This window comes from Streptomyces sp. MNU76, assembly GCF_020982545.1.
In the GTDB taxonomy this organism is placed as follows: domain Bacteria; phylum Actinomycetota; class Actinomycetes; order Streptomycetales; family Streptomycetaceae; genus Streptomyces.
The window spans coordinates 602,779-617,050 of sequence record NZ_JAJKLK010000001.1; the positions used below are offsets into that span (position 1 = coordinate 602,779).

Genomic DNA, 14,272 nt, shown 5'->3' on the forward strand with positions numbered 1-14,272 from the left:
CAGCCCGCTGGCAGAGACGATCGATGGAGCTTTGAGGATCATGAGCGAGACGAACCCCGCTGCCGCCGAAGTGGCCGCGCACCGCTACACGGCAGCCGTCGCGGCCGAGATCGAGGCACGCTGGCAGGACTTCTGGGACGCCGACGGCACGTACGCGGCGCCCAACCCCACGGGCGACCTGGCGGGCGACGCGGAACTGGCCGCCCGGCCCAAGAAGTTCATCATGGACATGTTCCCGTACCCGTCCGGTGCGGGCCTGCACGTCGGTCACCCCCTGGGCTACATCGCCACCGACGTCTTCGCCCGCTACCAGCGGATGACCGGCCACAACGTCCTGCACACCCTGGGCTTCGACGCCTTCGGCCTGCCCGCCGAGCAGCATGCCGTCGCCACCGGCGAGCACCCCCGGGTCACCACCGAGGCCGCCATCAACAACATGAAGTCCCAGCTGCGCAGGCTGGGCCTGGGGCACGACAAGCGCCGGTCGTTCGCCACGATCGACCCGGACTACTACAAGTGGACCCAGTGGATCTTCCTGCAGATCTTCAACTCCTGGTACGACGACGAGGCGAGGAAGGCCCGCCCGATCGCCGAGCTGGTCGCCCAGTTCGAGTCCGGTGAGCGCGCGCTGCCCGGCGGCGGCTCCTGGAGCGCGCTGAGCGCCGGCGAACGCGCCGACGTCCTGGGCGAGTACCGCCTGGCGTACGCCTCCGACGCGCCGGTCAACTGGTGCCCCGGCCTGGGCACCGTGCTGGCCAACGAGGAGGTCACCGCCGACGGCCGTTCCGAGCGGGGCAACTTCCCCGTCTTCAAGGCCAAGCTGCGCCAGTGGAACATGCGGATCACGGCGTACGCCGACCGTCTGCTGGACGACTTGAACGAGCTGGACTGGCCCGAGGCCATCAAGCTGCAGCAGCGCAACTGGATCGGCCGCTCCGAGGGCGCCCGCGTCGACTTCCCGATCGACGGGGAGCGCATCACCGTCTTCACCACCCGCCCCGACACCCTGTTCGGCGCGACCTACATGGTGCTGGCCCCCGAGCACCCGCTGGTCGACAAGTTCACCCCGGACGCCTGGCCCGAGGGCACCCACGAGGTGTGGACCGGCGGGCACGCGACCCCCGCAGAGGCCGTCGCCGCCTACCGCGCGCAGGCCGCCTCCAAGTCCGACGTCGAGCGGCAGGCCGAGGCGAAGGACAAGACCGGCGTCTTCACCGGCTCGTTCGCCACCAACCCGGTCAACGGGGAGCGGATCCCGGTCTTCATCGCCGACTACGTCCTGATGGGCTACGGCACCGGCGCGATCATGGCCGTTCCGGCGGGCGACCAGCGGGACTTCGAGTTCGCGCGCGCCTTCGAACTGCCGATCGTCTGCATCGTCGAGCCCACCGACGGCCGCGGCACCGACACCTCCACCTGGGAGGACGCCTTCGCCTCGTACGACGCGAAGATCATCAACTCCAGCGGCGAGGGCGTGTCCCTGGACGGCCTGGGTGTCGTCGAGGCGAAGGCGCGCATCACCGAGTGGCTGGAGCGGACCGGCATCGGGCAGGGCACCGTCAACTTCCGGCTGCGCGACTGGCTGTTCAGCCGCCAGCGGTACTGGGGCGAGCCCTTCCCGATCGTCTACGACGAGGACGGCGTCGCCCACTCGCTGCCCGAGTCGATGCTGCCGCTGGAACTGCCCGAGGTCGAGGACTACAGCCCCCGCACCTTCGATCCGGACGACGCCGACACCCAGCCCGAGACACCGCTGTCGCGCAACGCCGACTGGGTGAACGTCACGCTGGACCTGGGTGACGGCCGCGGCCCGCGCCCGTACCGCCGTGAGACCAACACCATGCCCAACTGGGCCGGTTCCTGCTGGTACGAGCTGCGCTACCTGGACCCGCACAACTCCGAGAAGCTGGTCGACCCCGAGATCGAGCGGTACTGGATGGGCCCGTGCGAGGGCCAGCCGCACGGCGGCGTCGACCTGTACGTCGGCGGCGCCGAGCACGCCGTGCTGCACCTGCTGTACGCGCGCTTCTGGTCCAAGGTCCTGTTCGACCTGGGGCACGTCTCGTCGGCCGAGCCGTTTCACAAGCTGTTCAACCAGGGCATGATCCAGGCCTTCGTCTACCGCGACAGCCGTGGCTTCGCGGTGCCGGCCGCCGAGGTGGAGGAGCGCGACGGCGCCTACTACTACCAGGGCGAGAAGGTCAGCCGTTTGCTGGGCAAGATGGGCAAGTCCCTGAAGAACGCGGTCACTCCCGAGTCCATCTGCGCGGAGTACGGCGCCGACACCCTGCGCCTGTACGAGATGGCGATGGGCCCGCTGGACGTCTCCCGGCCGTGGGACACGCGCGCGGTGGTGGGCCAGTTCCGGCTGCTGCAGCGGCTGTGGCGCAACGTCGTCGACGAGGCCACCGGCGAGGTGACGGTCGTCGACACGGAGCCCGGCGAGGACACCCTGCGGGTGCTGCACAAGGCCATCGACGGTGTCCGCCAGGACCTGGAGGGCCTGCGGTTCAACACCGCGATCGCCAAGGTCACCGAGCTGAACAACCACCTGACCAAGGTGGGCGGCCCGGTGTCCCGCTCCGTCGCCGAGGCCCTGGTCCTGCTGGTCGCGCCGCTGGCCCCGCACATCGCCGAGGAACTGTGGCGCAAGCTGGGGCACGGCGACTCGGTCGTGCACCAGGACTTCCCCGTCGCCGACCCCGCGTACGTCGTCGACGAGGCCGTGACCTGCGTCGTCCAGATCAAGGGCAAGGTCAAGGCCCGGCTGGAGGTGCCGCCGACCATCTCCGAGGAGGAGCTGGAGAAGGTGGCCCTGGGCGACGAGAAGGTGGTCGCGGCGCTGGCCGGGGCACCGATCCGGAAGGTGATCGTGCGGGCGCCGAAGCTGGTGAACATCGTCACGTGAGTGCGGCGGCGCGCCGCGCCGTGGGTGTGGCGGCGTGCCGGTGGGGTCTGTGGTGACCCGGGGTAGCCGCCGGTAGGCGCACCGCTGTCGCCGGTGGCGGTTCGGGGGCGTCCCCTACGGGCAGGTTCCGGGTTCCCATGGAACCTGGGACCTGCCTGTTGCGTTTACCGTGGAAGAGCGCCGCTGCACATGCCCGTGCCGGTCGGAGAAGGAGCGCGTCGTGGAAGCCGTCATCGCAGTCGTCGCCTTGTTCTTCGTGCTGTTCGTGGTGCTGGGCGCGTACGCCACGGTGAAGGCGGTCGGCGCGGCCAAGCGCGGCGTGGACCGTACGATCACGCAGGCCAAACGGACCGTCGAGGACACCACCCTGCGCGCCAGAAGCCTGGCCCAGCCGGGCCCGGCCGGGCAACTGGCCGACCTGCGGCTGAAGTTGCGCACCTCCATGCGGTCCACCCAGGAGGCGTTGCGCGCCGGCGTGGGCGAGGACGAGTCGCTCAAGGAGTCCCTGGCCCTCTTCGAGCAGCTCAGCAAGCACGGCCGGGAGCTGGACGACGAGCTGCGGCGCCTGGAGCCCGAGCCCGACCGCGCCAAGCTGGCCCAGCGGCTGCCCGCGCTGCGCGAGCGCGCGGAGCGGATCATCGAGTCCTCCGACTCGCTGCGCTGGGCGGCGCACGACCGGGCCCGCAAGTTCGCCGAGGACGACCTGGACACGCTCAGCGCGCAGATCGACGTCGAGGCGGGCGCGCTGCGGCACTGGACGACGGAACCCGCCGCGGTGTGGCCCGAGGCGCCCAAACCCGAGCCGACCGCCTCCACGGGGCAGACCTGGCAGGATACTCCCGAGGCGGGTGGGGGCGCGTCGCGCGGTGTCGAATCCGGTGCGGGTACGTCCCGGAACGGGGAGTCCCGTGGTGGTCAGGAGCCGCCCAGGCCCGCGATCACGCCGCCGAGCGCGCGGCCGACCTACCCGTGGCAGAAGAAGCACCGTCCGGAGAGCACCACTTGAGCCACTCGGCCCGGTCGGACCGCTCCACACGGTCGCGGGTGACAGGGGCCGGGCTGCCGTCCACGCGGCTCGGCGGGTAACCTCCAGCTCATGTCCCGCCATGTCGCGATCGTCACCGATTCCACGGCCTACCTGCCGCCGACGGCGATGGAGCGTCACCACATCACCGCGGTGCCGTTGACCGTGGTCCTCGGCGACCAGGCGCTCGAGGAAGGGACCGAGATCTCGGCCCGCTCCCTGGCCCAGGCGTTGCAGAAACGACGGTCCGTCACCACTTCCCGCCCCAGTCCCGAGCTGTTCGCCGAGACCTACCGCAGGGTCGCGGAGTCGGGCGCCACCGGCATCGTCTCGCTCCACCTCTCCGCCGAGTTCTCGGGCACGTACGACGCGGCCGTACTCGCGGCCCGCGAGGCACCCGTGCCGGTGCGCGTCGTGGACACCGGGATGGTCGCGATGGCGCTCGGGTTCTGCGCGCTGGCCGCCGCCGAGTCCGCGGAGGCGGGCGGCACGGTGGACGAGGCAGTCACAGCCGCCGAGAAGCGGGCCGCCGGGACGTCCGCGTTCTTCTACGTCGACACTCTGGACTACCTCCGCCGGGGCGGACGGATCGGTGCGGCACAGGCGCTGTTCGGATCCGCGCTGGCGGTCAAGCCGCTGCTGCGGCTGGACGGCGGCCGTATCGAGATGCTGGAGAAGGTCCGCACGGCGTCCAGGGCGATCGCCCGCCTGGAGGAGATCGTCGCCGAGCGAGCGGGCGGGGCGCCGGTCGACATCGCCGTCCACCACCTCGCGGCGCCCGAGCGGGCTTCCGCGCTCGCGGAGCGGCTGCGGGGCAGGGTGTCCGGGCTGGCCGATCTGCATGTGAGCGAGGTCGGGGCGGTGATCGGGGCGCACACGGGGCCCGGGTTGCTGGGCGTGATCGTGTCGCCTCGATGAGGCGTGCGTCGCCCCGGTGAGGTGGCGAGGCGGGTTTGTCCTGGCTCGGCCCGGCCGGGCTCGGCGGCTTGGCTCGGCTCGGCTCGGCTGTGCTCGGCTCGGTCTGTCCGCTCGTGCGGGTGACGGAGTTGTCCACAACCGGGTAGTAATCCACGGGAATTGAGCAAGATCATCGCGGGCGGGTGCCTCTGCCCGATCCTCGTCGCATGGCACTTCGATCACGTTCACGCACGGCGACGGTCACCAGCGGCCCCGGCAGGGGCCCTTCCTCCGACGGGCGCGCCCGTCACCCCCACCCTCGGCGGCCGAGGGGCAGGGCCGGCCGCCGCCACCAGGCGTCGGCGGAGACGCTCCGCCTGCGCGCGGAGACGCTGTTTCCCGAAAGGACCAAGGAGCCCCGTGAGTTGGGGCATGGGCCGCCGCCGGAGTCTTCCGAGGACGAGAACGAGGACGGGTCCCGCGGTCGTGACGCGAGTCCTGCGTGGCGCGAGCGGGTGGGGCCCGCCGTCCGGGAGCGGCTGCCGCTGTGGTTGCAGGCACGGTGCGGCATCGAGCGGAAGAGTGTGGTCGCGCTGAGCGTGGTGCTGGTCGTCGCGGCGGTGTTCGCGGCACAGCACTTCTGGGCGGGCCGGCCCCAGCCGGTGAGCGCGCCCGAGGTGGTGCGGGCGGGAGCTCCGGGTGCCTCACCGATGCCAGGGGGCGGGCAGGCACCGTTCGGTGAGCCCGGGCACGGCGGTGCGGCGGTGCCGGGCGCCTCGCCAGGGCTGGGGGCTCCCTCGGCCGTACCCACGATCGTGGTCGACGTCAGTGGCAAGGTGCGCAGACCGGGCGTCCAACAGTTGCCGGCCGGTTCGCGGGTCGCCGACGCGCTGCGGGCGGCGGGCGGGTGCGGCCGGGGCCAACACCGACGGGCTCAACCGCGCCCGGCTCCTCGTGGACGGCGAACAGGTCCTGGTGGGCACTCCGGCGCCGATGGCCGGACCGGGTGCGCCGCCAGGGACAGGAGTGGGCGCGGGGCGGGTGGCGGTGGTGCGGGCGGGGCAGGCGGAGCCGTCGCCGGATCGGCGCCCACGACCCCGTGTCGCTCAACACGGCCACCGCCGACCAACTGGACACCCTGCCCGGCGTGGGCCCGGTCCTCGCCCAGCACATCATCGACTACCGCGCTCAGCACGGCGGCTTCCGCTCGGTGGACGAGCTCCGCGAGGTGAACGGCATCGGCGACCGCCGCTTCGCCGACCTACGGAATCTCGTACGGCCATGAGGGCGATGGGAGAGGAGGAGAGGGTGGCGGGGGCCGGGGCGCGGGTGGTCCGCCGCGCCCCGCCGTGCACGTGGCCTCCGGCAGTCGGCTCGGTGACCCACATCCCAGGCAGGAAGGGCCCACGGACCTGCGCCTCGTGCCACCGGCGCTGGCCGCGTGGGCGACGGCGGCGGTGACGGTGCACGCCTCGCCGGGGTGGGTCACGGGAGTGGCCGTGCTCTGTGCGGTGGTGGGCGTGGCTCTGCTCGCCTGGCATGGGCATGGGCATGGGCATGGGCATGGGCAAGGGTGGGCGCAGGCGCAGGGCGGGGGGGGGGGGTGCCGTCAGGGGCGTGGGGGCGTCGCGTGGACGAAGGCGTCCGTCGCCGCCGTGCTGCTCTGTGCGGGCGCGGCTGCCGCCTCCGCCGGGCTGCACGGGCGGATCTGCGGCGAGGGCCGGTGCCTGGCCTGGCCGAGGAATACGCCCGTGTGACGGCGGAGGTGGAGCTCACCTCCGACCCGCGCCTCACCCGCCCCCGGATCCAGGGCAACCGCGCGGCCCCGGCCGCGGTGCTCCTCCAGGCCGAGGCGCGGCGTGTACGGAGCCCGGACGGGTCGGTCGCCGACACGCGGACCCCGGTGCTGGTCGTCGTCGACGTGGAGGCGGGGGCCGGTCGGGCGGCCTGGCTCTCGCTGTTGCCGTCCACGCGGGTGCGGGCGGTGGCGCAGGCCGTGCCATGGCCGGGGAGACCGGGTGGCGGGCGTGCTGCGAGTGCGGGGCGGTGGGGCGCCGGTCGTGGTGGAGGAGGCGAGCGCCGTGCAGCGGGTCGCGGGGCGGTTGCGCGCGGGGCTGCGGGAGGCGACCGACGGGCTGGACCCGGACGCGCGGGCTTTGCTGCCCGGGTTCGTCGTCGGGGACACCTCACGGGTTCCGGCGGAGCTGGACGAGGCGTTCAAGGCGACCGATCTCACCCATCTCCTGGCTGTCAGCGGTGCGAACTTCACGATCCTGTTGGCCCTGTTCATCGGCCCGCCGGGGCTGGCGCTACGGGCCGAGCGGAAGGGGCTGGCACCCCGGCTCGGGATCCCGTTGCGGGTGACCGCGCTGGCCGGTGGGGCGCTGACTCTGGGCTTCGTGATCGTGTGCCGACCGGACCCGAGCGTGGTACGGGCGGCGGCCTGCGGCTCGATCGCGCTGCTGGCCATCGCGACCGGGCGCCGCAGGTCCCTGATCCCGGCCCTGGCGACGGCGGTGCTGCTGCTGGTGCTGTACGACCCGTGGCTGGCCCGCAGTTACGGCTTCCTGCTCTCCGTCCTCGCGACCGGTGCCCTGCTCACCCTCGCCCCGCGCTGGAGTGCGGCGCTCCAGCGGCGCCGGGTGCCACCGCGTCCGGCTGAGGCGCTGGCGGCGGCGGGGGCCGCGCAGGCGGTGTGCGCGCCGGTCGTGGCCGTGCTGTCGGCGAAGGTGAGCCTGGTGGCGGTGCCGTGCAATCTGCTGGCGGAGTTCGCGGTGGCCCCGGCGACGGTGCTCGGGTTCGCCACCCTGGCGACCGCTCCGGTGGCGATGCCCGTGGCCGAGGGCCTTGCCTGGTGCGCGAGTTGGCCGGCCGGTTGGATCGCGGACATCGCCCGCACCGGGGCCTCGATGCCGGGCGCGGGCGTGGACTGGCCGGGCAGCTGGACCGGCGCGCTGCTGCTCGCCCTGGCCACCGTGGTCGTCGTCCTTGTCGCCCGGCGGCTGGCGAGCCATCCGTGGCTGGTGGGCGCCTGCCTGATGGCGTTCCTGCTGGTCGTGGTGCAGCCACCGCCGCTGACCAGGGTGATCACGGGGTGGCCGCCACCGGGCTGGCGCTTCGTGATGTGCGACGTGGGCCAGGGGGACGCGACCGTCCTCGCGGCGGGAGACGGGGCCGGGGTGGTCGTGGACGCGGGTCCCGATCCGGTGCTGGTCGACCGCTGTCTGACCTCGCTGGGCATCACCGAGGTCCCGCTCGTGGTCCTCACCCACTTCCACGCCGACCATGTGGTGGGGCTGCCGGGTGTGCTGCGGGGGCGCTCGGTGGGGGCGATCGCGACGACGGGGTTCGAGGAGCCCGCGGAGCAGGCCGCGTTCGTGCGCGGGAAGGCGGCGGCCCGGGGGATCCCGCTGACACGGGCCGTGGCCGGGGAGGAGCGGCGCACGGGCGGTCTCGCCTGGCGGGTGCTGTGGCCGCCGGGTGACGCGGTCACGCCGGACGGCCCGAACGACGCCAGTGTGACCATGCTCGTCCGCTCGGGAGCGCTGACCCTGCTGCTCCTCGGCGACCTGGAACCGCCCGGCCAACGTGAGCTGGCGAGGTCCCCGGAGGCAGCCGCGCTGGGAGCCGTGGATGTGGTGAAGGTCGCCCACCATGGGTCGGCCTACCAGGATCCGGGACTGATACGGGCCATGGCCCCCAGGCTGGCGCTCATCTCCGTGGGCGCGGACAACCCGTACGGCCATCCCGCGTCCAGTACGGTCGCGGCGCTGAGGGCCGGGGGTGCCACGGTGCTGCGTACGGACGAGGACGGCGCGGTCGCCGTCGCGGGTACGGCGAAGGAGTTGCTCGTGGCGAGAGACTGAGGGCATGGACACCGCAGAGCTTGACGCCTACCTTCGCCGCCTCGGGGCCGAGCAGCAGGCCTGGCCCACCGTCGACGTACTGCGCGAACTGCACCTGCGCCATCTGCGGGCGGTGCCGTTCGAGAATCTGTCGATCCACCTCGGGGAGGAGATCGTCCTGGAGGAGAAGCGGCTGCTGGACAAGGTCGTCGGGCGGCGCAGGGGCGGGTTCTGCTACGAACTGAACGGCTCGTTCGGGGCGTTGCTCTCGAAGCTCGGGTTCGATGTGACGCTGCTCGCGGCGCGGGTGTACGGGGAGGAGGGGCAGGTCGGCATCCCGTACGACCATCTCGCGCTGAGGGTGCGGACGGTGGACGGGGGCGACTGGCTGGCCGATGTCGGGTTCGGGGCGAACAGCCACCATCCGCTGGAGTTCGGGAACCGGACGGAGCAGGAGGATCCGGGCGGCATGTTCCGGGTGGCCGAGGTGGACCGGGAGAGCGGGGGCCGGGAGTTCGGGGACCTGGACGTGTTCCGCAACGGCAAGCCGCAGTACCGGCTGGAGACGCGGCCGAGGGCGCTCGGGGACTTCGTGGCGGGGGCGTGGTGGCACAGCACCTCGCCGGCCTCCCACTTCACCCGCTCGCTCGTCTGCTCCCTGCTCACGGAGGACGGCGGCCGCATCACCCTCAGCGGCCGTACGTTCACCGTCACCTCGGCGGAGGGCGCCCGTGAGGTGACCGAGCTGGGCTCGGACGCGGAGGTGCTGGCGACGTACCGGGACCGCTTCGGGCTGGAGTTGGACCGGGTGCCGGAGGTGGGGAAGGGGCGTGAGGCGCGTGCGGGCGCGCTCGTCGAGGGGGGTTCCGAGGGCCTGTAGCCTGACGGCGCCGTACGACGGGGGAGCTGACCGTGGAGAACGTCCTGCCCGTGGCCATAGGGGCCGCCATCGGTCTCATGGGGGTAGGTGTTCGGTTCGTGGTTCACCGCGCGCCGGCAGGACCGCATGTGACTCCGCGAGCAGAAGCTCAAAGCCGGGATCGGCTTCAACACGGCCGTCGTTCAGCTCCTGGACCACCTGAAGGAGACACGGCTGCGTGACGACGGCCCCGGGGCCGACGAGTTGGTGAACCGGATGCAGGAGGCACGCTCCGCCCTCTACCTGCTCTGCTCCAGCGACACCGTCGACCTCGCCGATGCCCTCGCCGTCAGGGGCTGGAGCACGCGGCCCACCGACGGCAGGGACGACCGCCGGGCCGAGTTCCGGGAGACCTTGGACCTCCTGCGCCGCTTCATCCACCGGCTCCGGCAGGAGATCGCCAGGTCGTAGACCCTCTGGGAGGAGGGAGGGGAGGGGCAGGGGGCAGGGGTGGGGGTGGCGGAAGATGGGGGTGTGAGTGATGTGAGGCATGTGTTGGTGTTGCCGGATCGGGATGCCGCGGAGGAAGTGGTCGAGGCGCTGCGGGAGCGGTTCGGGCTGGATGAGGAGCCGCAGTTGGTGCGGGACGCGTTGGCCGGGGAGGACGACGCCGAGGACGCGCAGTGGCTGGTGGTGCTGCGGGACGAGCGGGAGCGGCTCGACCCGGTGGCGCTGGACGAGTTCGCGGGGGAGTGGGAGGGATGGCGGGAGGAGCCGTAGTGGTCCCGCGCCGCGGTTCCGTGCGCTGAGGGGGAGGGCCCGGTCGTCTGGGGCGGTCGGGTTGTCAGTGGGCCGTGGGATGCTGTCCGGGATGGCCAAGAAGACTGTGAACGATGATCCTCTCGCCCCCGTGACGTTGGCCGTGGGGCAGGAGGAGCTGCTGCTCGACCGGGCTGTGCAGGTGGTGGTGGCCGCCGCGAAGGCCTCGGACGCCGACACGGACGTGCGGGATCTGACCTCGGACCAACTGCAGCCCGGCACCCTCGCCGAGCTGACCAGTCCGTCGCTCTTCGCGGAGCGCAAGGTCGTGGTCGTGCGCAACGCGCAGGACCTGTCGGCCGACACGGTCAAGGACGTGAAGGCGTACCTGGGGGCTCCCGCCGAGGAGATCACCCTGGTGCTGCTGCACGCGGGCGGCGCCAAGGGCAAGGGGCTGCTGGACGCGGCGCGCAAGGCGGGGGCGCGGGAGGTGGCGTGCCCCAAGATGACGAAGCCGGGCGATCGGCTGGCGTTCGTGCGGGGGGAGTTCCGGACGCTCGGGCGGTCCGCGACGCCCGAGGCGTGCCAGGCGCTCGTCGACGCGATCGGGAGCGATCTGCGGGAGTTGGCGTCCGCGGCGTCGCAGTTGGTGGCGGACGTCGAGGGGACCATCGACGAGGCGGTGGTCGGGCGGTACTACACGGGGCGGGCCGAGGCGTCGAGCTTCGAGGTGGCCGATCGGGCCGTCGAGGGGCGGGCGGCGGAGGCGTTGGAGGCGCTGCGGTGGTCGCTGGCGACGGGGGTGGCGCCGGTGTTGATCACCAGTGCGCTGGCCCAGGGGGTGCGGGCGATCGGGAAGCTGTCGTCGGCGCGGGGCGGGCGGCCGGCGGATCTCGCGCGGGAGTTGGGGATGCCGCCGTGGAAGATCGATCGGGTGCGGCAGCAGATGCGGGGGTGGACACCCGACGGGGTGGCCGTCGCCTTGCGGGCGGTGGCGGAGGCGGATGCGGGCGTCAAGGGTGGCGGAGATGATCCCGAGTACGCGTTGGAGAAGGCGGTTGTGGTGATCGCGCGGGCGGCGCGGTCGCGTCGGGGGTGACTTTTAGCCCCCGCCGCCCCTACCCGTCCCAGGGGCGCTGCCCCTTCGACCCAGGGCCGAGGGGGGAGCGGCGGTGAGTAGGTACGTGCGGGTGCGTGGGGGCTTGTCGCGCAGTTCCCCGCGCCCCTGAAAGACTTGCAGTCACCTCCGACCCGGCTGCCCTACGGCAAGCCGAAGGCCCCGTCGGCTGCCCCGGGGAAGGGGCGGGCGGCGGGGCCTTCGGTTCAAGACGGTGGATCCGCACCCGCGTGGCGAACGCAGGCCGCGTGCGGATCCGGGGTGTCGAGTGGGAGCGGATGAGAGAGGGCCCGCCCTGGGTCCAGCCGACGATCAGATCAGAGGTGAAGCTCAGCCCTGGAGGGAAGCGACCTTGGAAGCAAGCGCCGACTTCTTGTTGGCGGCCTGGTTCTTGTGGATGACGCCCTTCGAGACGGCCTTGTCGAGCTGACGCGCGGCAGCGCGCTGGTACTCGGTGGCCTTCTCGACGTCACCCGCGGCAGCGGCCTCACGGGCCTTGCGGACCGCGGTCTTGAGCGACGACTTGACGGCCTTGTTGCGAAGGCGCGCCTTCTCGTTGGTCTTGTTCCGCTTGATCTGGGACTTGATGTTCGCCACGAATGAGCCTTTTCAGCTTGGTTTTCCTTGGGATGTGCCTCCTGCAGAGAGGGCATGAGACACAGCCGCCCACGTTACCAGCAGCTCTCGCGTCGGCCCAAACCGGTCCCAGCCCTCCGCCCGTGGGACCATGGTGCCTACGTACAGCCCCGCCAGACCCGATCCGACCCGAGACCGCAGACGGCTGCGGACGCCTCAAGAATCAGGACCCTGCGTGCCCGCGATCCCTAGCCATGTGCCCGAGCCGAGCCGTACCGACCCGGCTCTGATCCGCAATTTCTGCATCATCGCGCACATCGACCACGGCAAGTCCACGCTCGCCGACCGGATGCTCCAGCTGACCGGTGTGGTCGAGCAGCGACAGATGCGTGCTCAGTACCTCGACCGCATGGACATCGAGCGTGAGCGCGGCATCACGATCAAGTCCCAGGCGGTGCGTCTGCCCTGGGCGCCGACCACTGATCCGGGCAACACGCACATTCTCAACATGATCGACACCCCCGGGCACGTCGACTTCACGTACGAGGTGTCGCGGTCGCTGGCGGCCTGTGAGGGGACCGTCCTCCTCGTCGACGCGGCCCAGGGGATCGAGGCCCAGACCCTCGCCAACCTGTACCTGGCGATGGAGAACGACCTCAAGATCATCCCCGTACTGAACAAGATCGACCTGCCGGCCGCCCAGCCGGAGAAGTTCTCCGAGGAACTGGCGAACCTCATCGGCTGCGATCCTGAGGACGTGCTGAAGGTCTCCGCCAAGACGGGCGTGGGGGTCGACGCGCTGCTCGACCGGGTCGTGGCCGAGGTTCCGGCGCCGGTCGGCGTCAAGGACGCGCCCGCGCGCGCGATGATCTTCGACTCGGTGTACGACTCGTACCGGGGCGTGGTCACGTACGTCCGTGTGATCGACGGGCAGCTCAACAAGCGCGAGCGGATCCGGATGATGTCCACCGGCGCCACGCACGAGCTGCTGGAGATCGGGACCAACTCGCCCGAGATGCTGCCCGCCGACGGGCTGGCCGTCGGTGAGGTGGGCTACCTCATCACCGGCGTGAAGGACGTCCGGCAGTCCAAGGTCGGTGACACGATCACCAGCCAGGCGAAGGGGGCGACCGAGGCGCTCGGGGGGTACAAGGACCCCAAGCCGATGGTCTTCTCCGGTCTGTATCCGCTGGACGGGTCCGACTACCCCGAGCTGCGTGACGCGCTCGACAAGCTCCAGCTCAACGACGCCGCGCTCGTGTACGAGCCGGAGACGTCCGCCGCGCTGGGCTTCGGTTTCCGCGTCGGTTTCCTCGGGCTGCTGCACCTCGACGTGATCCGGGAGCGGCTGGAGCGCGAGTTCGGGCTCGACCTCATCGCCACGGCGCCGAACGTCGTGTACCGCGTCGTCATGGAGGACGGCACCGAGCACACGGTCACCAACCCGAGCGAGTTCCCCGAAGGCAAGATCAACGAGGTGTACGAGCCCGTCGTGCGGGCCACGATCCTCGCGCCGACCGAGTTCATCGGCTCGATCATGGAGCTGTGCCAGACCCGGCGCGGCACCCTGCTCGGCATGGACTACCTGTCGGAGGACCGGGTCGAGATCCGGTACACGCTGCCGCTCGCGGAGATCGTCTTCGACTTCTTCGACCAGCTGAAGTCGAAGACGCGCGGGTACGCGTCGCTGGACTACGAGCCCACGGGCGAGCAGACCTCCAGCCTCGTCAAGGTCGACATCCTGCTGCACGGCGACAAGGTCGACGCCTTCTCCGCGATCACGCACAAGGACGCGGCGTACGCCTACGGGGTGCGGCTCGTGGCCAAGCTGCGCGAGCTCATCCCGCGGCAGGCCTTCGAGGTGCCCATCCAGGCGGCCATCGGCTCGCGTGTCATCGCGCGCGAGACCATCCGTGCCATCCGCAAGGACGTCCTCGCCAAGTGCTACGGCGGTGACATCTCCCGGAAGCGGAAGCTGCTGGAGAAGCAGAAGGAAGGCAAGAAGCGGATGAAGATGGTGGGCTCCGTGGAGGTTCCGCAGGAGGCCTTCATCGCCGTTCTGTCCAGCGACGACAGCGCCGGCGGCGGCAAGGGCAAGAAGTAGCCAACGGCGACCGGTGGTCGCCGACTGCGGGGCAGCCACTGTTACCCCCGGTAACTCAGGCACAATGCGGGCCCGTCGCGTTTCGGCGCGGCGGGCCCGCAGGTCTTCCCAGAGGCGTCGGGGCGTGTCCGTACGGTAGTTCTCGGTGGAAAGTGACTGCCCGCCGCCCCTTACCAACCGGCC

Annotated in this window: 8 protein-coding genes and 3 pseudogenes; 10 read left to right on the forward strand and 1 reads right to left on the reverse strand. The window is 71.7% G+C overall.

Translation table 11 applies throughout. The annotated features are described in order from the left end of the window. The first annotated feature begins 40 nt into the window (after positions 1-40). The 9 genes and pseudogenes from leuS to holA all read left to right on the forward strand — a co-directional run bounded on the left by leuS (position 41) and on the right by holA (position 11,391). On the forward strand, positions 41-2,908 hold the full coding sequence (gene leuS / locus E4N62_RS02635) for a leucine--tRNA ligase (protein WP_230211741.1): 2,868 nt from the start codon (positions 41-43) through the stop codon (positions 2,906-2,908). A gap of 220 nt (positions 2,909-3,128) precedes the next feature. Continuing rightward, positions 3,129-3,914, forward strand: a complete 786-nt coding sequence (locus E4N62_RS02640) for a hypothetical protein (RefSeq protein WP_230211742.1) — start codon at positions 3,129-3,131, stop codon at positions 3,912-3,914. 90 nt (positions 3,915-4,004) lie between these two features. Next, positions 4,005-4,850 (forward strand): DegV family protein, encoded by an 846-nt coding sequence (locus E4N62_RS02645; RefSeq protein ID WP_230211743.1) that lies wholly within the window; start codon positions 4,005-4,007, stop codon positions 4,848-4,850. Between the two features lie 494 nt (positions 4,851-5,344). After that, positions 5,345-6,114, forward strand: a pseudogene (locus E4N62_RS02650) (helix-hairpin-helix domain-containing protein). 64 nt (positions 6,115-6,178) lie between these two features. After that, positions 6,179-8,695, forward strand: a pseudogene (locus tag E4N62_RS02655) (ComEC/Rec2 family competence protein). Positions 8,696-8,699: 4 nt separating this feature from the next. After that, positions 8,700-9,554 carry an arylamine N-acetyltransferase gene (locus E4N62_RS02660; RefSeq protein WP_230211744.1) on the forward strand — a complete coding sequence of 285 codons (855 nt, stop codon included), beginning with the start codon at positions 8,700-8,702 and terminating at the stop codon, positions 9,552-9,554. Between the two features lie 32 nt (positions 9,555-9,586). Continuing rightward, a pseudogene (locus E4N62_RS48505) lies at positions 9,587-10,004 on the forward strand (hypothetical protein). Between the two features lie 63 nt (positions 10,005-10,067). Continuing rightward, on the forward strand, positions 10,068-10,313 hold the full coding sequence (locus tag E4N62_RS02670) for a hypothetical protein (protein WP_184894173.1): 246 nt from the start codon (positions 10,068-10,070) through the stop codon (positions 10,311-10,313). A 91-nt stretch (positions 10,314-10,404) separates the two neighbouring features. Further along, positions 10,405-11,391 carry a DNA polymerase III subunit delta gene (gene holA, locus E4N62_RS02675; RefSeq protein WP_184894175.1) on the forward strand — a complete coding sequence of 329 codons (987 nt, stop codon included), beginning with the start codon at positions 10,405-10,407 and terminating at the stop codon, positions 11,389-11,391. A 348-nt stretch (positions 11,392-11,739) separates the two neighbouring features. Here holA and rpsT read toward each other — a convergent pair whose 3' ends face one another. Beyond that, positions 11,740-12,006, reverse strand: a complete 267-nt coding sequence (gene rpsT, locus E4N62_RS02680; protein ID WP_184894177.1) for a 30S ribosomal protein S20 — start codon at positions 12,004-12,006, stop codon at positions 11,740-11,742. Positions 12,007-12,220: 214 nt separating this feature from the next. Between rpsT and lepA the strand changes: the two genes are divergently transcribed. Beyond that, the gene (gene lepA, locus E4N62_RS02685; RefSeq protein WP_220648826.1) at positions 12,221-14,089 is read left to right on the forward strand and encodes a translation elongation factor 4; all 1,869 of its coding nucleotides are present in this window, start codon (positions 12,221-12,223) and stop codon (positions 14,087-14,089) included. The last annotated feature ends 183 nt before the right edge of the window (positions 14,090-14,272 follow it).